Source organism: Streptomyces sp. NPDC058145 (assembly GCF_042884245.1).
Classification (GTDB): Bacteria; Actinomycetota; Actinomycetes; order Streptomycetales; family Streptomycetaceae; genus Streptomyces.
The window spans coordinates 220,997-244,602 of sequence record NZ_JBHVUH010000009.1 but is presented as its reverse complement, the minus strand read 5'-3'; the positions used below and the strand labels follow the sequence as shown (position 1 = coordinate 244,602).

General features: G+C 70.6%; 25 protein-coding genes. 10 read left to right on the top strand and 15 right to left on the bottom strand.

The window, feature by feature from the left end; all coding sequences use genetic code 11:
• Nucleotides 1-147: 147 nt before the first annotated feature.
• The 11 genes from dapD to ACFVVO_RS22010 all read right to left on the bottom strand — a co-directional run bounded on the left by dapD (nucleotide 148) and on the right by ACFVVO_RS22010 (nucleotide 8,774).
• Nucleotides 148-1,137, bottom strand: a complete 990-nt coding sequence (gene dapD / locus ACFVVO_RS22060; protein ID WP_390057257.1) for a 2,3,4,5-tetrahydropyridine-2,6-dicarboxylate N-succinyltransferase — start codon at nucleotides 1,135-1,137, stop codon at nucleotides 148-150.
• 64 nt (nucleotides 1,138-1,201) lie between these two features.
• Nucleotides 1,202-1,738 (bottom strand): TetR/AcrR family transcriptional regulator, encoded by a 537-nt coding sequence (locus ACFVVO_RS22055; protein WP_390057255.1) that lies wholly within the window; start codon nucleotides 1,736-1,738, stop codon nucleotides 1,202-1,204.
• The gene (locus ACFVVO_RS22050; RefSeq protein ID WP_390057253.1) at nucleotides 1,738-2,058 is read right to left on the bottom strand and encodes a DMT family transporter; all 321 of its coding nucleotides are present in this window, start codon (nucleotides 2,056-2,058) and stop codon (nucleotides 1,738-1,740) included. Before ACFVVO_RS22050 ends, ACFVVO_RS22055 begins: the two co-directional genes overlap by 1 nt.
• A gap of 109 nt (nucleotides 2,059-2,167) precedes the next feature.
• Nucleotides 2,168-2,500: a metal-sulfur cluster assembly factor gene (locus ACFVVO_RS22045; RefSeq protein WP_373910923.1), complete on the bottom strand. Its 333-nt coding sequence runs from the start codon at nucleotides 2,498-2,500 to the stop codon at nucleotides 2,168-2,170.
• Nucleotides 2,497-2,964, bottom strand: a complete 468-nt coding sequence (gene sufU, locus ACFVVO_RS22040) for a Fe-S cluster assembly sulfur transfer protein SufU (RefSeq protein ID WP_390057251.1) — start codon at nucleotides 2,962-2,964, stop codon at nucleotides 2,497-2,499. The genes ACFVVO_RS22045 and sufU overlap by 4 nt, the downstream gene beginning before the upstream one ends.
• Nucleotides 2,965-2,975: 11 nt before the next feature.
• Nucleotides 2,976-4,232, bottom strand: coding sequence for a cysteine desulfurase (locus tag ACFVVO_RS22035; protein WP_390057249.1), 1,257 nt, complete (start codon nucleotides 4,230-4,232; stop codon nucleotides 2,976-2,978).
• The gene (sufC, locus tag ACFVVO_RS22030) at nucleotides 4,229-4,993 is read right to left on the bottom strand and encodes a Fe-S cluster assembly ATPase SufC (RefSeq protein ID WP_390057247.1); all 765 of its coding nucleotides are present in this window, start codon (nucleotides 4,991-4,993) and stop codon (nucleotides 4,229-4,231) included. Before sufC ends, ACFVVO_RS22035 begins: the two co-directional genes overlap by 4 nt.
• Before the next feature lie 7 nt (nucleotides 4,994-5,000).
• Nucleotides 5,001-5,321, bottom strand: a complete 321-nt coding sequence (locus tag ACFVVO_RS22025; RefSeq protein ID WP_390057245.1) for a bifunctional 3-phenylpropionate/cinnamic acid dioxygenase ferredoxin subunit — start codon at nucleotides 5,319-5,321, stop codon at nucleotides 5,001-5,003.
• Nucleotides 5,318-6,538, bottom strand: coding sequence for a Fe-S cluster assembly protein SufD (sufD, locus tag ACFVVO_RS22020; protein ID WP_390057243.1), 1,221 nt, complete (start codon nucleotides 6,536-6,538; stop codon nucleotides 5,318-5,320). The genes ACFVVO_RS22025 and sufD overlap by 4 nt, the downstream gene beginning before the upstream one ends.
• 56 nt (nucleotides 6,539-6,594) lie before the next feature.
• Nucleotides 6,595-8,016, bottom strand: coding sequence for a Fe-S cluster assembly protein SufB (sufB, locus tag ACFVVO_RS22015; protein WP_390057241.1), 1,422 nt, complete (start codon nucleotides 8,014-8,016; stop codon nucleotides 6,595-6,597).
• Complete coding sequence (locus ACFVVO_RS22010; RefSeq protein ID WP_390057239.1) at nucleotides 8,013-8,774, bottom strand: helix-turn-helix transcriptional regulator; 762 nt, start codon at nucleotides 8,772-8,774, stop codon at nucleotides 8,013-8,015. The genes sufB and ACFVVO_RS22010 overlap by 4 nt, the downstream gene beginning before the upstream one ends.
• Nucleotides 8,775-8,957: 183 nt before the next feature.
• On the opposite strand from ACFVVO_RS22010, the gene ACFVVO_RS22005 reads away from it, so the two are divergent.
• The 4 genes from ACFVVO_RS22005 to ACFVVO_RS21990 are packed head-to-tail and all read left to right on the top strand — an operon-like array spanning nucleotide 8,958 to nucleotide 12,555.
• Nucleotides 8,958-9,773, top strand: coding sequence for an aminoglycoside N(3)-acetyltransferase (locus tag ACFVVO_RS22005; protein WP_390057237.1), 816 nt, complete (start codon nucleotides 8,958-8,960; stop codon nucleotides 9,771-9,773).
• Nucleotides 9,774-9,804: 31 nt separating this feature from the next.
• On the top strand, nucleotides 9,805-10,728 hold the full coding sequence (locus ACFVVO_RS22000) for an ABC transporter ATP-binding protein (RefSeq protein ID WP_390057235.1): 924 nt from the start codon (nucleotides 9,805-9,807) through the stop codon (nucleotides 10,726-10,728).
• Nucleotides 10,725-11,498 carry an ABC transporter permease gene (locus ACFVVO_RS21995; protein ID WP_390057234.1) on the top strand — a complete coding sequence of 258 codons (774 nt, stop codon included), beginning with the start codon at nucleotides 10,725-10,727 and terminating at the stop codon, nucleotides 11,496-11,498. The genes ACFVVO_RS22000 and ACFVVO_RS21995 overlap by 4 nt, the downstream gene beginning before the upstream one ends.
• Before the next feature lie 46 nt (nucleotides 11,499-11,544).
• Nucleotides 11,545-12,555 (top strand): heme A synthase, encoded by a 1,011-nt coding sequence (locus ACFVVO_RS21990; RefSeq protein WP_390057232.1) that lies wholly within the window; start codon nucleotides 11,545-11,547, stop codon nucleotides 12,553-12,555.
• Nucleotide 12,556: 1 nt separating this feature from the next.
• On the opposite strand, the gene ACFVVO_RS21985 is transcribed toward ACFVVO_RS21990, so the two are convergent.
• The 4 genes from ACFVVO_RS21985 to ACFVVO_RS21970 form a co-directional block, all read right to left on the bottom strand.
• Complete coding sequence (locus ACFVVO_RS21985; RefSeq protein WP_390057230.1) at nucleotides 12,557-13,294, bottom strand: nucleotidyltransferase; 738 nt, start codon at nucleotides 13,292-13,294, stop codon at nucleotides 12,557-12,559.
• Between the two features lie 39 nt (nucleotides 13,295-13,333).
• Nucleotides 13,334-14,440 carry an amidohydrolase family protein gene (locus ACFVVO_RS21980; protein WP_390057228.1) on the bottom strand — a complete coding sequence of 369 codons (1,107 nt, stop codon included), beginning with the start codon at nucleotides 14,438-14,440 and terminating at the stop codon, nucleotides 13,334-13,336.
• Nucleotides 14,441-14,537: 97 nt separating this feature from the next.
• On the bottom strand, nucleotides 14,538-14,870 hold the full coding sequence (locus tag ACFVVO_RS21975) for a hypothetical protein (protein WP_390057227.1): 333 nt from the start codon (nucleotides 14,868-14,870) through the stop codon (nucleotides 14,538-14,540).
• 69 nt (nucleotides 14,871-14,939) lie between these two features.
• On the bottom strand, nucleotides 14,940-15,929 hold the full coding sequence (locus ACFVVO_RS21970; protein ID WP_390057225.1) for a heme o synthase: 990 nt from the start codon (nucleotides 15,927-15,929) through the stop codon (nucleotides 14,940-14,942).
• Nucleotides 15,930-16,308: 379 nt separating this feature from the next.
• Here ACFVVO_RS21970 and tkt point away from each other — a divergent pair, with 379 nt between their 5' ends.
• From tkt to ACFVVO_RS21940, 6 genes are all read left to right on the top strand, one after another.
• A complete protein-coding gene (gene tkt / locus ACFVVO_RS21965; protein WP_390057223.1) occupies nucleotides 16,309-18,396 on the top strand; it encodes a transketolase in 2,088 nt (695 codons plus the stop codon).
• Between the two features lie 33 nt (nucleotides 18,397-18,429).
• Nucleotides 18,430-19,548: a transaldolase gene (gene tal, locus ACFVVO_RS21960; RefSeq protein ID WP_390057221.1), complete on the top strand. Its 1,119-nt coding sequence runs from the start codon at nucleotides 18,430-18,432 to the stop codon at nucleotides 19,546-19,548.
• A 1-nt stretch (nucleotide 19,549) separates the two neighbouring features.
• Nucleotides 19,550-21,088, top strand: coding sequence for a glucose-6-phosphate dehydrogenase (gene zwf, locus ACFVVO_RS21955; RefSeq protein ID WP_390057219.1), 1,539 nt, complete (start codon nucleotides 19,550-19,552; stop codon nucleotides 21,086-21,088).
• Nucleotides 21,085-22,131, top strand: a complete 1,047-nt coding sequence (gene opcA, locus ACFVVO_RS21950) for a glucose-6-phosphate dehydrogenase assembly protein OpcA (RefSeq protein ID WP_390057217.1) — start codon at nucleotides 21,085-21,087, stop codon at nucleotides 22,129-22,131. Before zwf ends, opcA begins: the two co-directional genes overlap by 4 nt.
• On the top strand, nucleotides 22,128-22,910 hold the full coding sequence (pgl, locus tag ACFVVO_RS21945; protein WP_390057215.1) for a 6-phosphogluconolactonase: 783 nt from the start codon (nucleotides 22,128-22,130) through the stop codon (nucleotides 22,908-22,910). Before opcA ends, pgl begins: the two co-directional genes overlap by 4 nt.
• A 187-nt stretch (nucleotides 22,911-23,097) precedes the next feature.
• Nucleotides 23,098-23,595 carry a lamin tail domain-containing protein gene (locus tag ACFVVO_RS21940; protein WP_390057213.1) on the top strand — a complete coding sequence of 166 codons (498 nt, stop codon included), beginning with the start codon at nucleotides 23,098-23,100 and terminating at the stop codon, nucleotides 23,593-23,595.
• Nucleotides 23,596-23,606 lie beyond the last annotated feature (11 nt).

Below are 23,606 nucleotides of genomic sequence, written 5' to 3'. Positions count from 1 at the left end.
AGGGCTCACGCACGAGCGCCCTCCCGGGCCGTCCTCGGGCCGTGGAAGGGCGCTCAATGGTGACCGACGCCGACAGGCGCCGACAGCTCAGCGGCAGCTCAGAGCGGTGGTCGATCGGACGGCCGCGGGTGGGCGGCCGCCGGTGGCTCAGTTGTGGCTGTGCAGGATGTCGTTCAGGCCGCCCCAGACCGCGTTGTTCGGGCGGGCCTCGACCGCGCCGGTGACCGAGTTGCGGCGGAAGAGGATGTTGGAGGCGCCGTTGAGTTCGCGGGCCTTGACGATCTGGCCGTCGGGCATGGTGACGCGGGTGCCCGCGGTGACGTACAGGCCGGCCTCCACCACGCACTCGTCGCCGAGCGCGATGCCGACGCCCGCCTCGGCGCCGACCAGGCAGCGCTCGCCGATGGAGATGATCACGTTGCCGCCGCCGGACAGTGTGCCCATGGTGGACGCGCCGCCGCCGATGTCGGAGCCGTCGCCGACCACGACGCCCGCGGAGACGCGGCCCTCGACCATGGAGGTGCCGAGCGTGCCGGCGTTGAAGTTGACGAAGCCCTCGTGCATCACCGTGGTGCCCTCGGAGAGGTGGGCGCCGAGGCGGACCCGGTCGGCGTCGGCGATGCGCACGCCCTTCGGGGCGACGTAGTCCGTCATGCGCGGGAACTTGTCGATCGAGGTGACCTGGAGGTGCAGGCCCTCGGCGCGGGCGTTCAGCCGCACCTTCTCGATGTCGTCCACGGCGACCGGTCCGAGCGAGGTCCAGGCGACGTTGGCGAGGTGACCGAAGATGCCGTCCAGGTTCTGGCCGTGCGGCTTGACCAGGCGGTGCGAGAGCAGGTGCAGGCGCAGGTAGACGTCATGCGCGTCGATCGGCTTCTCGTCCAGCGAGGCGATGACCGTACGGACCGCGACCACCTCGACGCCCCGACGGGCGTCCGGGCCGGTCGCCGCGGTCGCACCGCCGCCGAGCAGCTCCGCGGCCCGCTCGGCGGACAGCCGCTCGGTGCCGGCCGGGCCGGGGTCCGCGACCAGCTCGGGGGCCGGGAACCAGGTGTCGAGAACGGTGCCGTCGGAAGCGATGGTGGCGAGGCCGGCGGCCACGGCACCGGTCGTGCGGGAAGCAGTCGTGTCGGTCATGTGGGAAAACCTAACGTGGGCGGGGGCACCGGAGCGAACCGTGTCTCACGTGCCGGGCGCCGCCTCAGCGGATCAGCCGGGCCAGCGCGGTGCGCGCGTACCCCTCGTCGTAGGAACCGCCGGTGAGCAGGACCTGGAGGCAGATGCCGTCCATCAGCGCCAGCAGCGCCCGGGCCGTCTCCGGATCGGTGCGCCCGGCCAGCCGCGCGGCCGTCCGGCGCGTCCAGCGTGCGGCGACCGGACGCAGGGCCGGGCGCCTCAGCGCGGCGAGATACAGCTCGTACTCGAGCTCCGCCCCCGGCCGGTCGTCGCCCAGCCACTCGCCGAGGACGCGGGCGAGGCCCGCCGCGAGGTCGGCGCCCGGGTCCGCGAGGATGCCGTCGGCGTCGAGCACGTCGCCGAACCCCTCGCTGGCCTGCTCCAGGGCGGCCACCAGCAGGTCGTCCAGGGTGGCGAAGTGGTACGTCGTGGAGCCGAGTGGGACGTCCGCCTCGGCGGCCACCGTGCGATGACTGAGCCCGGCGATGCCCTTCTCCCCCACGACCCGGAGCGCCGCGTCGATGATCCGCTGCCGCCGGCCGGGGTCGTAACGGCGGGGCATCAGTGCGCACCGCCCAGGTTCAGGACCACCACGCCCCCGATGATCAGGAGTATCCCGGCCACCTTGGCGGCGCTCAGCCCCTCCCCGAACAGCGTCAGGCCGATGACGGCGATCGTCGCCGTCCCGGCGCCCGACCAGATCGCGTAGGCCGTGCCGATGGACACGGTCCGCAGGGTCCGGGCGAGCAGCGTGAAGGCGACGACGTAGCCCAGAGCCGTCACGAGGGAGGGCACGAGCCTGCTGAAGCCCTCGCTGTACTTCATCGCCGTCGTCGCGACGACCTCGGCGGCGATGGCGCCGGCGAGCCACAGGTATCCCATGTGTACGAGCGTACACATGGACGCGCTTCCGGGCCGTGCGCATACGAAAGGGGCCGCGGCACACGGCCGCGGCCCCCTTCGCGAGGCGCTGTGTCGAACAGACGCTGTGTCAGACGTTGAACCCGAGCGCCCGAAGCTGCTCGCGGCCGTCGTCGGTGATCTTGTCGGGGCCCCACGGCGGCATCCAGACCCAGTTGATGCGCAACTCGTTGACCAGGCCGTCCGTCGCGGACTTGGCCTGATCCTCGATGACGTCCGTCAGCGGGCAGGCCGCGGACGTCAGGGTCATGTCGATGGTCGCGATGTTCGCGTCGTCGACGTGGATGCCGTAGATCAGGCCCAGGTTGACGACGTCGATGCCCAGTTCGGGGTCGACCACGTCCATCAGGGCCTCGCGAAGCTCCTCCTCCGAGGCGGGCTTCATCTCCACGGTGTCGCTCATGCAGTCTTCCTTTCGGCGTCCGCGCCGTCCAGCGCCTGGGCCGTCGCGTCCTTCCACGCCATCCAGCTCAGGAGGGCGCACTTGACCCGGGCGGGGTACTTGGAGACGCCGGCGAACGCGACCGCGTCCTCCAGCACCTCCTCCATGGCGTCGTCCGGCTCGAGCCTGCCCTTGGACTGCATCAGCTCCAGGAAGGTCTCCTGGATCTTCTGCGCGTCGGCCAGGTCCTTGCCGACCAGCAGCTCGTTCAGCACGGAGGCGGAGGCCTGGCTGATGGAACAGCCCTGGCCCTCGTAACTGACGTCCTCGATCGTCGTGCCGTCGTACTTCACTCGGAGGGTGATCTCGTCGCCGCACGTCGGGTTCACGTGGTGCACCTCGGCGTCGCCGTCCCGCAAGCCCCGCCCGTGCGGGTTCTTGTAGTGGTCCAGGATGACTTCCTGGTACATCGAGTCCAGCTTCACGCGTCAGCCCCTCATCCGAAGAAGTTCCGTACGTGCTCCAGGCCGTCGACCAGGGCGTCGATCTCCGTCGGCGTGGAGTACAGATAGAACGACGCTCGCGTGGTCGCGGGAATTCCGTAGCGCAGGCAGACGGGTCGCGCGCAGTGGTGACCCACGCGGACCGCGATGCCCTGCTCGTCGAGGACCTGGCCCACGTCGTGCGGGTGGATGTCGCCCAGCGTGAACGAGATCGCGGCCCCCCGGTCCTCGGCCGTGGTCGGGCCGATGATCCGCAGGTCCGGCACCTCGGCGAGCCTCTTCACCGCGTACTCGGTGAGCGCGTGCTCGTGCGCGAGGATCTTGTCCATGCCGATGGAGCTCAGGTAGTCGATCGCCGCGCCGAGACCGACCGCCTGGGCGATCGGCGGCGTGCCCGCCTCGAACTTGTGCGGCGCCGGGGCGTAGGTCGAGGAGTGCATCGACACCGTCTCGATCATCTCGCCGCCGCCGAGGAACGGGGGCAGGTCCTCCAGCAGCTCCTGGCGGCCCCACAGCACACCGATGCCGGTCGGGGCGCACATCTTGTGGCCGGTGAAGGCCACGAAGTCGGCCTGGAGGGCCTGGACGTCCAGCGGCATGTGCGGCGCCGCCTGCGAGGCGTCGATGCACACCAGCGCGCCGACCTCCTGGGCGCGGCGGACTATCGCCTCGACCGGGTTGACCGTGCCCAGGATGTTGGACACCAGCACGAAGGAGACGATCTTCGTCTTCTCGGTGATGACCTCATTGATGTTGGACAGGTCGAGCCGGCCGTCGTCGGTCAGGCCGAACCACTTCAGCTTCGCGCCCGTGCGCTGCGCCAGCAGCTGCCACGGCACGATGTTGGAGTGGTGCTCCATCTCCGTGATGACGATCTCGGTCTCGTGGTCCACGCGGTAGGGCTCGTCGGCCCAGCCCAGCATGTTGGCCACGAGGTTCAGCGACTCGGAGGCGTTCTTGGTGAAGATTACCTCATCGCGGCTGGGCGCGTTGACGAACTCGGCGACCTTGTCGCGCGCGCCCTCGTACAGCGCCGTGGCCTCCTCGGCGAGCACATGCACACCGCGGTGGACGTTGGCGTTGTAGCGCTCGTAGTACTCGCTCAGGGCGTCCAGCACCTGGCGCGGCTTCTGCGAGGTCGCCGCGTTGTCCAGGTACACGAGCTTCCGGCCGTCGTGGACCGCTCGGTCCAGGATGGGGAAGTCCTTGCGGATCGCCTCTGTGTCGAGGAGGCCCGGCAGTTGCGTCACGCGGATGCGCCACCCTTCGTGTAAGCCTCGTAGCCCTCTTCCTCCAGCTTGTCGGCGAGCTCGGCGCCGCCGGACTCCACGATCCGGCCGGCGGAGAAGACGTGGACGAAGTCGGGCTTGATGTAGCGCAGGATGCGCGTGTAGTGCGTGATCAGCAGGGTGCCGACCTCGCCGGTCTCACGGACTCGGTTGACGCCCTCGGAGACGATGCGAAGGGCGTCGACGTCCAGACCGGAGTCCGTCTCGTCGAGGATCGCGACCTTCGGCCTGAGCAGCTCGAGCTGGAGGATCTCGTGCCGCTTCTTCTCACCGCCGGAGAAGCCCTCGTTGACGTTGCGCTCGGCGAAGGACGTGTCCATGTTGAGGCGCTCCATGGCCTCCTTGACCTCCTTCACCCAGGTGCGCAGCTTCGGGGCCTCGCCGCGGACGGCGGTGGCGGAGGTCCGCAGGAAGTTGGAGACCGAGACGCCGGGGACCTCGACCGGGTACTGCATCGCCAGGAACAGGCCCGCGCGGGCGCGCTCGTCGACGGACATCTCCAGGACGTCCTCGCCGTCGAGCAGCACGGTGCCGCTGGTGATCGTGTACTTCGGGTGACCCGCGAGCGAGTAGGCGAGGGTCGACTTGCCCGAGCCGTTGGGGCCCATGATGGCGTGCGTCTCGCCCTGCTTCACGGTCAGGTCGACACCCTTGAGGATCTCCTTCGTGGCGTTGTCGGCCTCGACGGTGACGTGCAGGTCTCGGATTTCAAGCGTTGCCATGGGTGCCTCAGGACTCCTGGGTGAGGGAGACGAGAACGTCGTCCCCTTCGATCTTTACGGGGTATACGGGGACGGGGCGCGTCGCGGGGAGGCCGGACGGCTTGCCGGTGCGCAGGTCGAAGGCGGAGCCATGCAGCCAGCACTCGATCTGGCAGTCCTCCACCTCGCCCTCGGAGAGGGAGACGTTCGCGTGCGAGCAGACGTCGTGGATCGCGAACACCTCGCCCTCGGTCTTCACGACCGAGACCGGCGTGCCGTCGAGTTCCACCCGCTTCGGGGTGCCCTCCTCCAGCTCGCTCAGCCCACAGGCGCGTACGAAGGACGTCATGCGACCGAGGCCTCCAGCTCCTCCTCGATCTTGGCGAGCAGGCGCTCCTCGATGTCGGCGACACCGATCTGCTGGACCAGTCCGGCGAAGAAGCCGCGGACCACCAGGCGGCGGGCGTCCTGCTCGGCGATGCCGCGGGCCATCAGATAGAAGAGCTGCTCGTCGTCGAAGCGGCCGGTGGCGGAGGCGTGGCCGGCGCCGACGATCTCGCCGGTCTCGATCTCCAGGTTCGGCACCGAGTCGACGCGCGCACCGTCCGTGAGGACGAGGTTGCGGTTCATCTCGTAGGTGTCCGTGCCCTCGGCGGCGGCCTCGATGAGCACGTCGCCGATCCAGACCGCGTGCGCGTCGTCGCCCTGGAGCGCGCCCTTGTAGACGACGTTCGACTTGCAGTGCGGGGTGTTGTGGGTGACCAGCAGGCGGTGCTCCTGGTGCTGCCCGGAGTCGGTGAAGTACAGGCCGAACAGCTCGGCCTCGCCGCCGGGACCGGCGTACTCCACGCGCGGGTGCAGCCGGACCACGTCGCCGCCGAAGGTGACGACCACGGACTTGAAGGAGGCGTCCCGGCCGATCAGCGCGTTGTGCTGGGCCACGTGGACGGACTTCTCGTCCCAGTCCTGGACGGAGACGACGGTCAGCTTGGCGCCGTCGCCCAGGAGGTAGTCGACGTTCGCGGCGAGGACCGCGTCACCGGTGTGGTCGATGACCACGACGGCCTCGGCGAAGGCGCCCAGCTCGATGACCTGGTGGCCGAAGGCGACCCCGCCCTCGCCGTGCACGGCGATGCGGATCGGCTCGGTGAGCACCGTCTCCTTGGGGACGGTGACCACGCCGGCCTGCTCGAACGCCGAGTACGCCTGGGCGGCGACGCGGTCCACCGGGGTGCCGGCCCGGCCGATCCGCGCGTCGTCGCGGCCGACGGTCTCGACGGTCACGCCCTCGGGAGCCTCGACGGCGACCTTCACGCCCGCGCCGGTGGCGACGGCGCTGCCGTCGTGCAGGCCGCGCAGGCGCTCCAGCGGCGTGAACCGCCATTCCTCCTCGCGGCCGTGCGGGACCGGGAAGTCCGCCACGTCGAAGGACGGGGGCACGCTCATGCGCGTGGCGACGGTCGACTCGGCGGCCACCGCGATCTGGCCCGCGGTGGTGGAGCCCACGGGTGGGGGTCCCCCCGCCCGAGCGGAGTCGAGGGTGGGGGAGTTCTGAGCCTCAGCCATGGCTGTCGGTCTGCTCGCTTTCTTACGTGAGTGGCTTGACGGGAGCGGCGGTGGCGTCAGCCGACCGCGCCCTCCATCTGGAGCTCGATCAGCCGGTTGAGCTCGAGGGCGTACTCCATGGGGAGCTCCTTGGCGATCGGCTCGACGAAGCCGCGCACGATCATCGCCATCGCCTCGAACTCCGAGAGACCGCGGCTCATCAGGTAGAAGAGCTGGTCCTCGGAGACCTTGGAGACGGTCGCCTCGTGGCCCATGGAGACGTCGTCCTCGCGGACGTCCACGTAGGGGTACGTGTCGGAGCGGGAGATGGTGTCGACGAGCAGCGCGTCGCACAGCACGTTCGACTTGGAGCCGTGGGCGCCCTCGCCGATCTCGACGAGACCGCGGTAGGAGGTGCGGCCGCCACCGCGCGCCACCGACTTGGAGACGATGTTCGACGAGGTGTTCGGCGCCATGTGGACCATCTTGGAGCCGGCGTCCTGGTGCTGCCCCTCGCCCGCGAAGGCGATGGACAGGGTCTCGCCCTTGGCGTGCTCGCCCATCAGGTAGACGGCCGGGTACTTCATCGTCACCTTGGAGCCGATGTTGCCGTCGATCCACTCCATGGTCGCGCCCTCGTACGCCACGGCGCGCTTGGTGACCAGGTTGTAGACGTTGTTCGACCAGTTCTGGATGGTCGTGTAACGGCAGCGGGCGTTCTTCTTGACGATGATCTCGACCACGGCGCTGTGCAGCGAGTCCGACTTGTAGATCGGGGCCGTACAACCCTCGACGTAGTGCACGTAGGCGCCCTCGTCGACGATGATCAGGGTCCGCTCGAACTGGCCCATGTTCTCCGTGTTGATGCGGAAGTAGGCCTGCAGCGGGATCTCGACGTGCACTCCCTTCGGCACGTAGATGAAGGAGCCGCCCGACCACACCGCGGTGTTCAGCGACGCGAACTTGTTGTCGCCGACCGGGATGACCGTGCCGAAGTACTCCTTGAAGAGCTCCGGGTGCTCCTTCAGGGCGGTGTCGGTGTCGAGGAAGATGACGCCCTGCTCCTCCAGGTCCTCACGGATCTGGTGGTAGACGACCTCCGACTCGTACTGGGCGGCGACACCGGCGACGAGGCGCTGCTTCTCGGCCTCCGGGATGCCCAGCTTGTCGTAGGTGTTCTTGATGTCCTCGGGCAGGTCCTCCCAGGACTCCGCCTGCTTCTCCGTGGAGCGCACGAAGTACTTGATGTTGTCGAAGTCGATGCCCGACAGGTCCGAGCCCCAGTTCGGCATGGGCTTCTTCTCGAAGAGCTTCAGACCCTTGAGGCGCAGCTTCGTCATCCACTCCGGCTCGGACTTCTTGCCCGAGATGTCGCGGACGACGTCATCGTTGAGACCGCGCCTGGCAGAGGCACCGGCGACGTCGGAGTCGGCCCAGCCGTATTCGTAGTTGCCCAGGCCCTCGAGTTCGGGGTGGGCGGTCTCCGTGGGGAGAGTCATGCGGGGTTCCTCCCGGCCGTGCTTGCAGATGCTTGGGGGCTCTGGTGATCGGACTTCGAAATCTTGGGGATGAACGTCGTGCAGACGCCGTCGCCGTGCGCGATGGTCGCCAGTCGCTGCACATGGGTACCCAGCAGCTCGGCGAAGATCTCCGTCTCCGCCTCGCACAGCTGCGGGAACTGCTCCGCCACGTGGGCGACCGGGCAGTGGTGCTGGCAGAGCTGCTCACCCTGCTGCGGGAGGGGCGCGCTGCGCGCCGCTGCAGCGTACCCGTCCGCGCTCAGGGCCTTGGCCAGCGCCTCGGCGCGCAGATCGGGGCCGACGCCCTCGATCGCCTCGCGGTAGGCCCTCGCCTGCGCGGCGAACCGGGCCCGGGCGAAGGCGGCGACCGCCTCCGGACCGCCCTCCCGCTCGGCGATCCAGCGGAGCGCCTCCGCGGCGAGCTTGTCGTACGACTGGTCGAAGGCGTCCCGGCCGCAGTCGGTGAGCGCGAACACCTTGGCGGGCCGGCCGCGCGTCCGGGCGCCGTACACCCGCTGCTCACGGGCCTCCACGACGTCGTCGGCGACGAGCGCGTCCAGGTGGCGCCGTACGGCGGCCTGGGTCAGGCCCAGCCGTCCGGCCAGCTCGGCGACGGTCGACGGGCCGTGGTCCAGGATGGACCGCGCGACCCGGTTGCGCGTCGAGCGCTCCCCGGTCGCGAGCTCCTCCTGGGGGGTCCCCACCGGGGTCTCCCGAGCCTCGTCGACGTTTTTCACAACGCCATTGTTGCGTAATTCCTCGGAGACTGACAAGCGCCGTCCGGATCACCCCCGGTGCCCTACGTCACTTAGGCATGCCTAATCCGACCTGCGGAAACGATCTTCTGATCGATCATCCCGGCCGCCCCTGCCAGGCAATTCGCTGGCGCCGCACGCCCTGGTGGGGGAGACTCCGGGACCATGCCGACACCCCCTCCGACCGGCCCTCTTCTCACCCGGGACAGCATGGCCGAGGAGCTGCGCCGACTGGGTGTCGAGAGCGGCGAGACCCTGCTGGCGCACTCCTCGCTGAGTTCCCTCGGCTGGGTGAACGGAGGCGCCGTCGCCGTCGTCCAGGCGCTCCTCGACGCGCTCGGCCCGTCCGGCACGCTCGTCGTCCCCACCCAGTCCGGTGACCAGTCCGACCCGGCGGTGTGGGGGAACCCTCCGGTGCCCCAGGAGTGGTGGGACCGCATCCGCGCCACCATGCCCCCGTACGACCCCGCGACCACCCCCTCGCGCGGGGTCGGCGTGATACCCGAGACCGTGCGGACCTGGCCGGGCGCTCGGCGCAGCGCGCATCCGCAGACCTCCTTCGCGGCCCTCGGCCCCCGCGCGGCCGGCATCGTCGACGGCCACGCCCGCGACTGCCGGCTCGGCGAGCACAGCCCGCTGGCCCGGCTGGAGCGGCTCGGCGCCCGGGTGCTGCTGCTCGGCGCGGGCTACGACGCCTGCACCGGCTTCCACCTGGCCGAGTACCGCATACCGTCGCCGCTGGTGAGCGTCGGCCGGCCGGCGCCGGGCGGCGGCTGGGAGACGGTGACCGAGGTGTCGATCACCTCGGACCGCTTCGACGAACTGGGCCACGACTTCGAACGGGACCGGCCCGTCGTCCGCGGGAAGGTGGGCGCGGCCGACGCACGCCTGTTCCCGGTGGCGGACGCGGTGGCCTACGCGCAGCGGTGGCTCCCCGTGCACCGGCCCCGTGAGGAGGAGTTCCAGCACCCCCGCGTCTGAACGCCCGGCGGCGTCCCTAGACTCTGGGTTCATGCGAAGTGAGCCCGTGGTCCAGGTCCAGGCCTTGGTGAAGCGGTACGGCACGAAGACCGCGGTGAGCGGGCTGGACCTGGCGGCCCGGGCGGGAGTGACCGCCGTACTCGGCCCCAACGGGGCGGGGAAGACGACCACGGTCGAGACCTGCGAGGGGTACCGGAAGCCGGATTCCGGCACGGTGCGCGTCCTGGGCCTCGACCCGGTACGGCAGTCCGCCGAGCTGCGTCCCCGGATCGGCGTGATGCTCCAGTCCGGCGGCGTGTACTCCGGTGCCCGGGCCGACGAGATGCTGCGGCACGTCGCCAAGCTGCACGCGCACCCGCTGGACGTGGACGCGCTGATCGAGCGCCTCGGGCTCGGCTCCTGCGGCCGGACCTCCTACCGGCGGCTGTCCGGCGGCCAGCAGCAGCGGCTCGCGCTCGCCATGGCCGTGGTCGGGCGCCCGGAGCTGGTGTTCCTGGACGAGCCGACCGCGGGCCTCGACCCGCAGGCCCGCCGGGCCACCTGGGACCTGGTGCGGGACCTGCGCGCCGACGGCGTCTCGGTGATCCTCACCACCCACTACATGGAAGAGGCCGAGCAACTCGCCGACGACGTGGCGATCATCGACGGCGGCCGGGTCATCGCCCAGGGCTCCCCGGAGGAGCTGTGCAAGGGCGGCGCCGAGAACACCCTGCGCTTCACCGGCCGCCCCGGCCTCGACGTGGCCTCGCTGCTGAAGGCGCTGCCCGCCGACTGCACGGCCGCCGAGCTGACCCCGGGCGCCTACCGGGTCGCTGGCAAGGTGAACCCGCAACTGCTGGCCACGGTGACCTCGTGGTGCGCCCAGCACGGGGTGATGCCGGACCGGATCTCGGTGGAGCAGCACACCCTCGAGGACGTCTTTTTGGAGATCACGGGCAAGGAGCTGCGTTCATGACCACCGCGTCGGGTACCTACACCCCCAAGCCGGGCGCGGCGCCCCTCCCCCGCATGATCGCGGCGCAGGCGGCGCTGGAGACGCGGATGCTGCTGCGCAACGGCGAGCAACTGCTGCTGACGGTCGTGATCCCGACCCTGCTGCTGGTGCTCTTCAGCTCCGTGGACATCGTGGACACCGGCAAGGGCGAGGCCGTGGACTTCCTCACGCCCGGCGTCCTCGCCCTCGCCGTGATGTCCACGGCGTTCACCGGGCAGGCCATCGCGACCGGCTTCGAGCGCCGCTACGGGGTGCTCAAGCGGCTGGCCTCCTCCCCGCTGCCCCGCTGGGGCCTGATGGCCGCGAAGACGGCGTCGGTGCTGGTCACGGAGATCCTCCAGGTGATCCTGCTGACCGTGATCGCGTTCGCCCTCGGCTGGTCCCCGCACGGCAACCCCTTCGCCGTGCTGCTCCTGCTGGTCCTCGGCACGGCCGCCTTCTCCGGGCTCGGCCTGCTGATGGCGGGCACGCTGAAGGCCGAGGCCACGCTGGCCGCCGCCAACCTGGTCTTCCTGCTGCTGCTCGTCGGCGGCGGGGTCGTCGTCCCGCTGGAGAAGTTCGGCCCGGCCGGTCAGCACGTGCTCGGACTGCTGCCGATCTCGGCGCTCTCCGACGGCCTGCGGGACGTGCTCCGGCACGGGGCCGGGGTGCCCTGGGGCGACCTGGGGATCCTCGCGGTGTGGGCGGTCCTGGGACTGGCCGCGGCGGGGAAGTTCTTCCGCTGGGAGTGAGGCCGCGACCGACCCTCGTGAAAGTGTGCACAAGCGGCGGCCTACCATGGTGCACGTGCCAAAGCTGACCCGTGCCGACGCCACCGCTGCGCTGCGCAACCCGCTCGCCTTCATCGCCGACCGCTGGACCCCGGATCCCCGGACCGTCCGGCGGGCGGCGCTCGCCGCGCTCGTCATGTCGGTGATCATCGTGGTCACCGGCGGCGCGGTCCGCCTCACCGGCTCGGGCCTCGGCTGCCCGACCTGGCCGACCTGCACCGACGACTCGCTGACCACCACCCGGGCCATGGGCTTCCACGGGGTCATCGAGTTCGGCAACCGCATGCTGACGTACGTACTGTGCGCGGCCGTGGGCTGGGCGATCATCGCCGCGCGTGCCGAGAAGCCGCGGCGGCGGAGCCTGACCCGGCTGGGCTGGGCGCAGTTCTGGGTGGTCATGGGCAACGCGGTGCTCGGCGGCATCGTCGTCCTGGTCGGCCTGAACCCGTACACGGTCGCCGCGCACTTCCTGCTCTCCTCGGCGCTGATCGCCATCGCCACGGTGATGTGGCAGCGCACCCGCGAGGGCGACGGGGCGCCGCGTCCGCTGGTCGGCAAGGCGGTGCAGCAGTTGGTGTGGTTCCTGGTGGTCGCGTCCGTGCTGCTCATCGCGGTCGGCACGGTGGTGACCGGGGCCGGTCCGCACGCGGGTGACTCCTCGAAGGTCGAGCGGATCCCGATCGACTGGGAGACGGTCTCCAAGCTGCACGCGGTGCTCGCGTGGATCGTGGTGACGCTGACGTTCGCGCTGTGGTTCGTGCTGAAGGCGGTGGACGCGCCCGGCGGCCCCCTGGCCCGTACCCGGGAGCTGTTCCTGATCCTGCTCGGACAGGGTGTCATCGGCTACGTGCAGTACTTCACGCACCTGCCCGAGGTTCTCGTCGGCCTGCACATGCTCGGCTCGTGTCTGGTGTGGATCGGGGTGCTGCGGGTGCTGCTGTCGCTCAGGGAGCGCCCCGGGGCCGCCCTCGACCTGCCCGGCCCCTCGGCCGAGGTGGCGGTGGGCACGCGCGCGTGAGTCACCCGTACGCGGTGACCAGCGCGTCGATCGCCGGCCCCAGGTAGGCCCGGGTCAGCTCGGCACGGTGGGCGAGCCAGGCCTCGTCCCGCGGGGCGGGAGCGCCGTAGCGCCGGCGGGTGATGTCCTCGACGACCTCGGCGGGCGCGCCCAGGGCCGTCAGTTCGGCCAGTGCCTCCCGCTTCGGGATCAGCCGTCCGTCGCGCAGGGTGACGGTGGCGCGGGCGAAGGTGAGCAGGCCGAGGTCCACCCAGACGTCCTGCCGCCACAGCCGGGCACGGTCCACCGCGGGCCGCCAGTAATCTCGCTGGTCCCGTACGACGAACTCCTTCAGCTGCCTGTCCGGCATCGGCGGCAGCAGTCCGGCCGGCGGCTCGCCGTGCAGTACCCGGCCGAAGTCGTGCAGTTCGCGCCGGGTCACGGGGGTGACCGGCCGGCGCATCACATGGCCGTGCGCCCAGGTCAGGTGGGACCGGCCGGGGTCCGCCGAGGCGGCCGGGGTGAGGTAGGTGCAGTGCAGCCCGGCCGCGAGCGGTTCGGTGCGCAGCCGGCGATGCGTCCGGATCACCCCGCCTACGGTGGCCAGGGTGATCGGGCCCGGGAGCACCGCGATCAGGTCGAGGTCGCTGCGGCCCTCCTGGTAGTCGCCGCCGGCCAGGGAGCCGTGCGCCCAGAGGGCCAGCGGCCGCAGCGGTGCGAGGTCGTGCAGGAGGCGGGCGAGGAGCGCTTCGGTCGGCATGGCAGCAGTCTGTACGGGGCCCGCGCCGCCGCACACCCCTCAGTCCAGCGCGTAGACCCGCCGCGCGTTGTCCGCCGCGACCATCCGGGCCACCCGCTGGGCGTCGTCCAGGGACCACGCGTCCTCGGCGACCCAGGTGCCCAGCACCCGGTCCAGGGCCTCACGGAACAGCAGGGCGCCGACGACATGCAGCTCGGGCAGGCCGTGGGCGCCGCTGGAGAAGAGGATCTTGCCGAAGGGTGCCAGCTCGAGGATCTCCGCGAGGACCGTGACCGCACGGGCGCCGGTGCGCACGAGGGCCGCGCCCGAGTCGGCGTACACGTGCGGGAAGACCCCGGCGAGGTGGGCGGCGTGGCGATGGTACGGGTAGCCGTGCAGCAGGATCAGGTCGGTGCCGAGCCCGGCCGTGGCGCGCACGAAGTCGGTGAGCAGCACCGGGTCGGTGCGGTCGATGCGCGAGCCGGGCTCGCCGAGCCCGGCGTGGAGCTGGAGGGGCCGGCCCGAGGCGACCGCGATCCACAGCAGGTGCCGCAGCAGCACCGGGTCGGTCAGCGGCCCGCCCACCCGTCGTCCGGCCAGCCAGCGGCCCGCCGCGCCCCGCACCTCGCCCGGGCCGGGCGGCTCGGGGGCGAGGGCCAGGCCGTGTCTGAGACCGGCGACGGAGGTGAAGGCGACCGCCTGGGCGGCGGCCCCGTGCACCGACTCGGCGAGGTTGGCGAGGAAGCACTCGACGGTGCCCGAGGTGTCCGCGACCTGTTCGGCGAGGAGTTCCAGACGGACGATCTCGTGAGCCTCGGCGTCGCCCGCGGACGCCAGCTCCGCCGGGCCCGTGAGGTCGCCGGGCAGGCCCGTGTCGACCAGGTAGGTGGTGATCCCGCTGCCCCGCAGCAGCCGGCGGCCCGCCTCCAGCACGCCCAGTTCCCGGCGCCGGGCCAGATACCGGGCGGGCGGGCAGTGCGGCTCCAGGCCGAGCAGGGGCGGGCACCAGCGGCGTACGGCGAAGCCGGTCTGGGTGTCGAAGAGGGTGGTGCCCGGCGCGGGCGGTCCCTCGGTCCGCGCGAGCCGGGCCTCGAAGGTGCCGAGGCCCAGCTCGGTGCGCAGCACGCCGTGACAGTACTGGTCCACGAGGGACGGCGTTTCGATCATGCGGGCTCCCCGAGGCGCTGCGCTTCTTGCAGGGCCTAACGGGTGAACCCGGGATCCGGTGTTGCCTCAGTGTCCTTCGAACTGGAGGCCCCAGGCGTCAGCCGTTGCTCGGGCCGCCCACCTGGATGCCGGCCATCCGGCTCCACTCGTAGCGACCGGTGGTCACCTTCGCCGCGAACTCGCCGTCGAAGGACTCGTGGACGGTGATGCCGGCCTTCTCGACGGCCTGCTCGGCGATGGCGGTGCTGGGCGCCACCAGGTCGCCCCAGCCGCCGTCCTCGCCGACGAGCACGATGCGGGCGCCGCGCTCGCCGATGTGGGCCACCTGGCCCTCGGCGCCGCCGTGGGCCTTGGAGAAGGCGCCGATCCGCCGGGCCAGCTTCGCCGCCCTGCGCTCGTCCTTGGGGTCAACCTGCTGCGTGTCTGCCATGAACAGGATGCTACTCACGGGTAGATCGACTGGCGAGAGCAGGGCCCTGTGACGTACGCCCGGCGCGGGTCAGCGCAGGAACGGGTCGACGGCGACCGCGACGAAGAGGATGGAGACATACGTGATGGACCAGTGGAACAGCCGCATCTCCTTGAGCTTCACGCCCGTGGCCTCGGCCTTCGCCCGGTTCTGCAGCCCGTGCGCCTCCCACAGCCAGAAGCCGCCGGCCGCCAGGGCGACCGCCGTGTAGAACCAGCCGGTGTAGCCGAGGGGGGTGAGCAGCAGGGAGACGACGACCATCACCCAGCTGTAGATGACGATCTGCCGGGCGACCACCTTGTTGGAGGCGATGACCGGGAGCATCGGCACGCCCACGCGCGCGTAGTCCTCCTTGACCTTCATCGACAGCGGCCAGTAGTGCGGCGGCGTCCAGAAGAACATGACGAGGAAGAGGACGACCGGCGCCCAGGACATCGAGTTCGTCACCGAGGACCAGCCGATCAGCACCGGCAGACAGCCGGCGATGCCGCCCCAGACGATGTTCTGCGAGGTGCGCCGCTTCAGGATCATCGTGTAGACGACGACGTAGAAGAGGAGCGCTCCGAGTGACAGCCAGGCGGACAGCCAGTTGACGGTGAGCCCGAACAGCAGCGTCGAGACGACGGCCAGGGTGATGCCGAAGACCAGGCACTCGAGCGGGCTGACCATGCCGGTCACCAGCGGCCGCTGCGAGGTGCGGTCCATCAGGGCGTCGATGTCCCGGTCGATGTACATGTTGAGCGCGTTGGCGCCGCCCGCGGAGAGGTAGCCGCCGACGCAGGTGAGCAGGACCAGCTTCAGGTCGGGCACGCCCTGCTGGGCCAGGAACATCACCGGAACGGTGGTGATGAGCAGCAGCTCGATGATCCGCGGCTTGGTCAGCGCCACGAACGCCTTGACACGGGCCCCGAACGGCCGGTGAACCGGGCTTTGGCTCGCATCACGAACCACACCCTCCCCCAGCGCCGGAAGGGCCTGGGAGGTGCCCCCAGGACGGGATTCGACGGCCGTCACGCACACCCCTGACAGAGAACATCCCAGCGAGCCCTTCTCGTGAAGGCCGGGTAGAGGCTCGCGCGTACCACGCCACTTTAGACGTTGCCCATACCCCGGCCTTCGCGGGGGTGGGGTCGTGTTGGCGGGCCGCGCGTCCGAGGTGTGGTGGGGCTCGATTGAGCAGTCGGATGAGCGGCTCCGTATTCATCTGCCAAATGCGCTGTCGGCCGGTCGGGAGGCGGATGTCCAAGAGTCCCGGCAGTCTGTAATGACTCGAAAAAACGCACGTCCTTACGGGGGTAGGCTCGTGGCGGCCGGTGGGCAGGCAGTGCACACCGGCGGCCGGGAGGGGGCATGCCCCCAGGGCCGGCGACCGACATGTGGAGAGGAGCCCTGACCCAGGGTGAGCACCAAGCCGACCACCACAGACCTTGAGTGGACCGAGCTGGACCAGCGGGCCGTGGACACCGCCCGAGTCCTGGCCGCCGACGCCGTACAGAAGGTCGGCAACGGCCATCCCGGTACGGCGATGAGCCTGGCCCCGGCCGCATACACCCTCTTCCAGAAGGTGATGCGGCACGACCCGGCCGACCCGGAGTGGGTCGGCCGCGACCGCTTCGTGCTGTCCGCCGGCCACTCGTCCCTGACCCTCTACACGCAGCTCTACCTGGCCGGCTTCGGCCTGGAGCTCGATGACCTGGAGTCCTTCCGTACCTGGGGTTCGAAGACCCCGGGCCACCCGGAGTACGGACACACCAAGGGCGTGGAGACCACGACCGGCCCGCTGGGCCAGGGTGTGGCCAACGCGGTGGGCATGGCGATGGCCGCCCGCTACGAGCGCGGTCTCTTCGACCCGGAGGCCGCGCAGGGCGAGTCGCCCTTCGACCACTTCGTCTACTGCATCGCCGGTGACGGCTGCCTCCAGGAGGGCATCTCCGCCGAGGCGTCCTCGCTGGCCGGTCACCAGAAGCTCGGCAACCTGATCCTGCTGTGGGACGACAACCACATCTCGATCGAGGGCGACACCGAGACCGCCGTCTCCGAGGACACCGCCAAGCGGTACGAGGCCTACGGCTGGCACGTGCAGCGGGTCGCCCCGAAGCCGGACGGCGACCTCGACCCGCACGCGATCTACGATGCCATCGAGGCCGCGAAGCAGGTCACGGACCGGCCGTCCTTCATCGCGATGCGCTCGATCATCGCCTGGCCGGCCCCGAACGCGCAGAACACCGAGGCCGCCCACGGTTCGGCGCTCGGCGACGACGAGGTCGCGGCGACGAAGCGCGTCCTCGGCTTCGACCCGGAGCGGAGCTTCGAGGTCGCGGACGAGGTCCTCGCGCACACCCGCAGGGCGCTGGAGCGAGGCGCGCAGGCGAAGGCCGAGTGGGAGAAGTCGCTGCAGCTCTGGCGTGACGGCAACACCGAGCGCGCCGCCGACTTCGACCGCATCAGCAAGGGCGAGCTGCCGGCCGGCTGGGAGGAGAAGCTCCCGGTGTTCGAGCCGGGCAAGGGCGTCGCGACGCGTGCCGCGTCCGGCAAGGTGCTGCAGGCCCTCGGTGCGGTGATCCCGGAGCTGTGGGGCGGTTCCGCCGACCTCGCCGGGTCGAACAACACGACCATCGACAAGGACAGCTCCTTCCTGCCGGCCGGCAACCCGCTGCCGGAGGCGAACCCGTACGGCCGCACGATCCACTTCGGCATCCGCGAGCACTCCATGGCCGCGGAGATGAACGGCATCACCCTGCACGGCAACACCCGCGTCTACGGCGGCACCTTCCTGGTGTTCTCCGACTACATGCGCAACGCGGTGCGTCTGTCGGCCCTGATGCACCTGCCGGTGACGTACGTGTGGACGCACGACTCCATCGGCCTCGGCGAGGACGGCCCCACCCACCAGCCGGTCGAGCACCTGGCCTCGCTGCGCGCGATCCCGGGCCTGAACGTCGTCCGCCCCGCGGACGCCAACGAGACCGCGATCGCCTGGCGCGAGATCCTCAAGCGCTACACCAAGGAGTTCGGCAAGGGCCGGCCGCACGGTCTGGTGCTGACCCGGCAGGGCGTGCCGATCTACGAACCCAACGACGAGGCCGCACGCGGCGGTTACGTCCTGATGGAGGCCGACGGCGGCGAGCCGCAGGTCGTCCTGATCGCCACCGGTTCCGAGGTCCACGTGGCCGTCGAGGCCCGTGAGCAGCTGCAGGCCGAGGGCGTGCCCACCCGGGTCGTGTCCATGCCGTCCGTGGAGTGGTTCGAGGAGCAGGACCAGGGGTACCGGGACTCCGTGCTGCCGCCGTCCGTCAAGGCCCGTGTCGCCGTGGAGGCGGGCATCGGCCTGACCTGGCACAAGTACGTCGGGGACGCCGGCCGCATCGTTTCGCTGGAGCACTTCGGTGCTTCCGCCGACGGCAAGGTGCTCTTCCGCGAGTTCGGCTTCACCGCCGAGAACGTGGCCGCCAAGGCCCGGGAATCCCTGGCCGCCGCCCAGCGCTGACGCTCATATACGACACGTAGGAGATGTAATTCCATGACAGACGCACTGAAGCGCCTCTCCGAGGAGGGCGTGGCGATCTGGCTGGACGACCTGTCGCGCAAGCGGATCACGTCCGGCAACCTCGCCGAGTTGATCGACCAGCAGCACGTCGTGGGCGTCACCACCAACCCGACGATCTTCCAGAAGGCGATCTCGCAGGGGGACGGCTACGACCAGCAGCTGTCGGACCTCGCCGCCCGCAGGGTCACCGTCGAAGAGGCCATCCGCATGATCACCACGGCGGACGTCCGCGACGCCGCCGACATCCTGCACCCGGTCTTCGAGGCCACGAACGGCCAGGACGGCCGGGTCTCGATCGAGGTCGACCCGCGCCTGGCGCACAACGCCAAGGCGACCGCCGCCGAGGCCAGGCAGCTCGCCTGGCTGGTGGACCGCCCCAACACGCTGATCAAGATCCCGGCCACCGAGGCGGGTCTGCCGGCGATCACCGAGACGATCGGCAACGGCATCAGCGTGAACGTCACGCTGATCTTCTCGCTGGAGCGCTACCGCAAGGTCATGGACGCGTACCTCTCCGGCCTGGAGACGGCCAAGGAGCGCGGCCTGGACCTGTCGAAGATCCACTCCGTGGCGTCGTTCTTCGTGTCCCGCGTGGACACCGAGATCGACAAGCGCCTGGACGCCCTCGGCACCGACGAGGCCAAGGCGCTGCGCGGCAAGGCCGCCGTCGCCAACGCCCGGCTCGCCTACCAGGCGTACGAGGAGGTGTTCGACTCCGAGCGCTGGAGCGCGCTGGAGAACGCCGGCGCCAACCGGCAGCGTCCGCTGTGGGCGTCGACCGGCGTGAAGGACCCGGCGTACCAGGACACGATGTACGTCACCGACCTGGTCGCGCCGAACACGGTCAACACCATGCCGGAGGCCACGCTGGAGGCCGTCGAGGATCACGGCGAGATCCGTGGCGACGCCGTCGCCGGCACCTACGAGCAGGCGCGCGCCCACCTGGACGCGCTGGAGCGGCTCGGGGTCCCGTACGACGACGTCGTGCGGGTGCTGGAGGACGAGGGCGTGGACAAGTTCGAGGCGTCCTGGAACGACCTGCTGAAGTCGACCCAGGCGGAGCTCGAGCGCCTCGCCCCCTCGGAGGGCTGAGTTGTCACGCCTTCCCGGTTCCGGAGCGAACCCGCTTCGTGACCCCGCCGACCGACGGCTCCCGCGCATCGCGGGGCCGTCGGGCCTGGTGATCTTCGGCGTCACGGGCGACCTGTCCCGCAAGAAGCTGATGCCCGCGGTGTACGACCTCGCCAACCGGGGTCTGCTGCCGCCGGGCTTCTCGCTGGTCGGCTTCGCCCGGCGGGAGTGGGCGCACGAGGACTTCGCCGCCGAGGTCCACGACGCCGTCAAGGAGCACTCCCGGACCCCTTTCCGTGAGGAGGTCTGGCAGCAGCTCATCCAGGGGATGCGTTTCGTCCAGGGCACCTTCGACGACGACGACGCCTTCGAGCGGCTGCGCGGCACCATCGAGGAGCTGGACAAGGCCCAGGGGACGGGCGGCAACTTCGCCTTCTACCTGTCGGTGCCGCCGCGTTCCTTCCCGGTGGTCATCCAGCAGCTGAAGAAGCACGGTCTGACCGACCAGTCCTCGGGTTCCTGGCGGCGCGCGGTCATCGAGAAGCCCTTCGGCCACGACCTCAGGTCGGCCGAGGAGCTGAACAAGGTCGTGCACGAGGTGTTCGAGCCGGACCAGGTGTTCCGGATCGACCACTATCTCGGCAAGGAGACGGTCCAGAACATCCTGGCGCTGCGTTTCGCCAACACGATGTTCGAGCCGATCTGGAACCGGTCCTTCGTGGACCACGTGCAGATCACCATGGCGGAGGACATCGGCGTCGGCGGCCGCGCCGGCTACTACGACGGCATCGGCGCCGCCCGTGACGTCATCCAGAACCACCTGCTGCAGCTCATGGCCCTCACGGCCATGGAGGAGCCCGCCTCCTTCGACGCGGACGCGCTGGCGGCGGAGAAGACCAAGGTGCTCGGTGCCGTGCGGCTGCCGAAGGACCTGGGCCGCAGCACCGTGCGCGGGCAGTACGCGGCGGGCTGGCAGGGCGGCGAGAAGGTCATCGGGTACCTCGAAGAGGACGGCATCGACGCCAAGTCGAAGACCGACACCTTCGCCGCGATCAAGCTGGGCATAGACAACCGCCGCTGGGCGGGTGTCCCCTTCTACCTGCGCACCGGCAAGCGCCTCGGCCGCCGGGTCACCGAGATCGCGGTGGTCTTCCAGCGGGCCCCGCACTCCCCCTTCGACCACACGGCGACGGAGGAGCTGGGCTCGAACGCGGTCGTCATCCGGGTGCAGCCGGACGAGGGCATCACGGTCCGCTTCGGCTCCAAGGTGCCGGGCACCTCGATGGAGATCCGGGACGTGTCCATGGACTTCGCCTACGGCGAGTCGTTCACGGAATCCAGCCCGGAGGCGTACGAGCGGCTCATCCTGGACGTGCTGCTCGGCGACGCCAACCTGTTCCCGCGCACGGAGGAGGTCGAGCTGTCCTGGCAGATCCTCGACCCGATCGAGGAGTACTGGGACCGGCACGGCAGGCCCGCGCAGTACAAGTCGGGCACCTGGGGTCCCGTCGAGGCGGACGAGATGCTGGCACGAGACGGACGGAGCTGGCGCCGGCCATGAAGATAGACCTGACCGGCACCACCGCCGGCGCGATCAACAAGGCGCTCGTCCGGGGCCGCCGTGCCATCGGCACCCCCGCCGTCGGCATGGTTCTGACCCTGGTCATCGTCACCGACGAGGAGAACGCCTACGACGCCCTGAAGGCCGCCAACGACGCCTCGCGCGAGCACCCCTCGCGCACGCTGGTGGTCATCAAGCGGGTCTCCCGCTCCCCGCGCGACCGCACGTCCTCCCGGCTCGACGCCGAGGTACGGGTGGGCGCGGAGGCGGGCACCGGCGAGACGGTCGTCCTGCGGCTGTACGGCGAGGTGTCCGAACAGGCCGACTCGGTGGTGCTGCCGCTGCTGCTGCCGGACGCCCCGGTGGTCGTCTGGTGGCCGGTGTACGCGCCGCTGGACCCGGCCAACGACCCGCTGGGCGCGCTGGCCCAGCGCCGGGTGACCGACACCTATGCCGCCGAGCAGCCGGTACGGGAGCTGTCCGCCCGCGCCGAGGCCTACGCACCCGGCGACACCGATCTGTCCTGGACCCGGATCACGCCGTGGCGCTCGATGCTCGCGGCGGCCCTGGACCAGGTGGTGTGCGAGGTGAAGGCCGTCGAGGTGGAGGGCGAGGAGTTCAACCCGAGCTGTGAGCTGCTGGCGATGTGGCTCGCGGACCGGCTGGACGTTCCCGTCCGGCGCTCCCTGTCCGCGGGGCCTGGGCTGACGGCCGTGCGGATGGACACCAGTGAGGGTCCCATCACCCTGGACCGGGCGGACGGCTCGCTGGCCACCCTGTCCATCGAGGGCCAGCCGGCCCGCGCGGTGGCGCTGAAGCGGCGGGACACCGCCGAGCTGATCGCGGAGGAGCTGCGCCGGCTCGACCCGGACGACACCTACGCCTCGGCGCTGGCTTACGGCGTGGAGCGGCTGAACACCGTGCCGGAGCCCGCCCGGGCGGAGCCGGCCGCGGTCGCCGAACCGGTGGAGGAGGCCGCGAAGGCGCCCGCGAAGAAGGCGGCGGCCAAGAAGGCCCCGGCGAAGAAGGCGGCGGCGAAGTGAGCACTCCGCAGCTGGTCGTGCACCACGACAAGGAACTGATGGCGCAGGCGGCCGCGGCCCGCCTGATCACGCGGATCGTGGACGCGCAGGCCTCCCGGGGCACCGCGTCCGTGGTCCTCACCGGCGGCCGCAACGGCAACGGCCTGCTGGCCGCGCTGGCGGCGGCACCGGCCCGGGACGCCATCGACTGGGGCCGCCTCGACCTGTGGTGGGGCGACGAGCGCTACCTGCCCGAGGGCGACCCGGAGCGCAATGTCACACAGGCCCGCGAGGCGCTGCTGGACGCGGTGCCGCTGGACCCGGAGCGCGTGCACGCCATGCCCGCGTCCGACGGTCCCCACGGTACGGACGTGGAGGCGGCGGCGGAGGCCTACGCGGCGGAACTGGCCAAGGCGGCCGGGCCGGAGAACCATGGCCCGGTGCCGTCCTTCGACGTGCTGATGCTGGGCGTCGGACCGGACACCCATGTGGCCTCGCTCTTCCCGGAGTTGCCCGCGGTCCGCGAGACGGAGCGCACGGTGGTCGGCGTGCACGGTGCGCCCAAGCCGCCGCCGACCCGGGTCTCGCTGACCCTGCCGGCGATCCGCTCGGCCCGCGAGGTCTGGCTGCTCGCGGCCGGCGAGGACAAGGCCCAGGCCGTGGCCATCGCCCTGTCGGGCGCCGGCGAGATACAGGCGCCGGCGGCGGGCGCCCGCGGCCGCTCGCGGACGCTGTGGCTCCTGGACTCCGCGGCGGCCTCTCGGTTGCCGCGGTCGCTGTATCCACCGGCGTCACCGTGAGGCTCGCCTCTCCGTGACGGACGGGGGCGGCAGGGAGGATTCAACTCCCCGCCGCCCCCTTCGCGTTGGCGCTCGGTGACTCCCCCTCAGCCAGATTCTTCACACTTCCCGCACCGAACGTACATGTAGCCCTCATCTTTTGTGTAGGCTCCTGGCCGCATCACTCGCACAATTGAGGGGGGACCTCATGCGTATACGTTTCGCGCTGGCCGCAACCGTCACGGCCGGAGCGCTCGCCGTCACCGTCGCGGCCCCGGCCCAGGCCGCCGAGTACTCCTCCGCCCTGAAGATCAAGGGCGTCCAGTACGACGCTCCGGGGCGGGACTCCAACAGCTGCACCTCCGGCAACACCAAGAGCGAGTACGTGACGATCAAGAACTACTCGCGCACCGCGACCGTGAACCTCAAGGGTTACGTGGTCAGGGACAGCACCAGCAGCAACAAGTTCACCTTCTCCAAGAACCACTACCTCGAGCCCGGTGACTACGTGAAGCTGCGCGGGGGCCGCGGCACCGACTCGGACGCCAATAACGTCGTCTACCGCCAGAACTGCAACTTCATCTGGAACAACGACAAGGACACCATCCGCCTGTACAAGTCTTCCGGCGCCCACGCGGACACCCACGCCTACACCAAGTCCGCCAACGACCGCGACGGCAACGGCTACATCACCTTCCACGGGTGAGGGCGCGTCAC

Coding starts and splice junctions, on each gene's coding strand:
- ACFVVO_RS21980 (WP_390057228.1), bottom strand. CDS start 14,440: ATGATCGAAACGCCGTCCCTCGTGGACCAGTACTGTCACGGCGTGCTG.
- opcA (WP_390057217.1), top strand. CDS start 21,085: ATGAAGATAGACCTGACCGGCACCACCGCCGGCGCGATCAACAAGGCG.
- dapD (WP_390057257.1), bottom strand. CDS start 1,137: ATGACCGACACGACTGCTTCCCGCACGACCGGTGCCGTGGCCGCCGGC.
- ACFVVO_RS21940 (WP_390057213.1), top strand. CDS start 23,098: ATGCGTATACGTTTCGCGCTGGCCGCAACCGTCACGGCCGGAGCGCTC.
- ACFVVO_RS21975 (WP_390057227.1), bottom strand. CDS start 14,870: ATGGCAGACACGCAGCAGGTTGACCCCAAGGACGAGCGCAGGGCGGCG.
- ACFVVO_RS21990 (WP_390057232.1), top strand. CDS start 11,545: ATGGTGCACGTGCCAAAGCTGACCCGTGCCGACGCCACCGCTGCGCTG.
- sufC (WP_390057247.1), bottom strand. CDS start 4,993: ATGGCAACGCTTGAAATCCGAGACCTGCACGTCACCGTCGAGGCCGAC.
- ACFVVO_RS22000 (WP_390057235.1), top strand. CDS start 9,805: ATGCGAAGTGAGCCCGTGGTCCAGGTCCAGGCCTTGGTGAAGCGGTAC.
- ACFVVO_RS21985 (WP_390057230.1), bottom strand. CDS start 13,294: ATGCCGACCGAAGCGCTCCTCGCCCGCCTCCTGCACGACCTCGCACCG.
- ACFVVO_RS22050 (WP_390057253.1), bottom strand. CDS start 2,058: ATGGGATACCTGTGGCTCGCCGGCGCCATCGCCGCCGAGGTCGTCGCG.
- ACFVVO_RS21995 (WP_390057234.1), top strand. CDS start 10,725: ATGACCACCGCGTCGGGTACCTACACCCCCAAGCCGGGCGCGGCGCCC.
- ACFVVO_RS22005 (WP_390057237.1), top strand. CDS start 8,958: ATGCCGACACCCCCTCCGACCGGCCCTCTTCTCACCCGGGACAGCATG.
- tal (WP_390057221.1), top strand. CDS start 18,430: ATGACAGACGCACTGAAGCGCCTCTCCGAGGAGGGCGTGGCGATCTGG.
- sufD (WP_390057243.1), bottom strand. CDS start 6,538: ATGGCTGAGGCTCAGAACTCCCCCACCCTCGACTCCGCTCGGGCGGGG.
- ACFVVO_RS22055 (WP_390057255.1), bottom strand. CDS start 1,738: ATGCCCCGCCGTTACGACCCCGGCCGGCGGCAGCGGATCATCGACGCG.
- sufB (WP_390057241.1), bottom strand. CDS start 8,016: ATGACTCTCCCCACGGAGACCGCCCACCCCGAACTCGAGGGCCTGGGC.
- ACFVVO_RS22045 (WP_373910923.1), bottom strand. CDS start 2,500: ATGAGCGACACCGTGGAGATGAAGCCCGCCTCGGAGGAGGAGCTTCGC.
- ACFVVO_RS22025 (WP_390057245.1), bottom strand. CDS start 5,321: ATGACGTCCTTCGTACGCGCCTGTGGGCTGAGCGAGCTGGAGGAGGGC.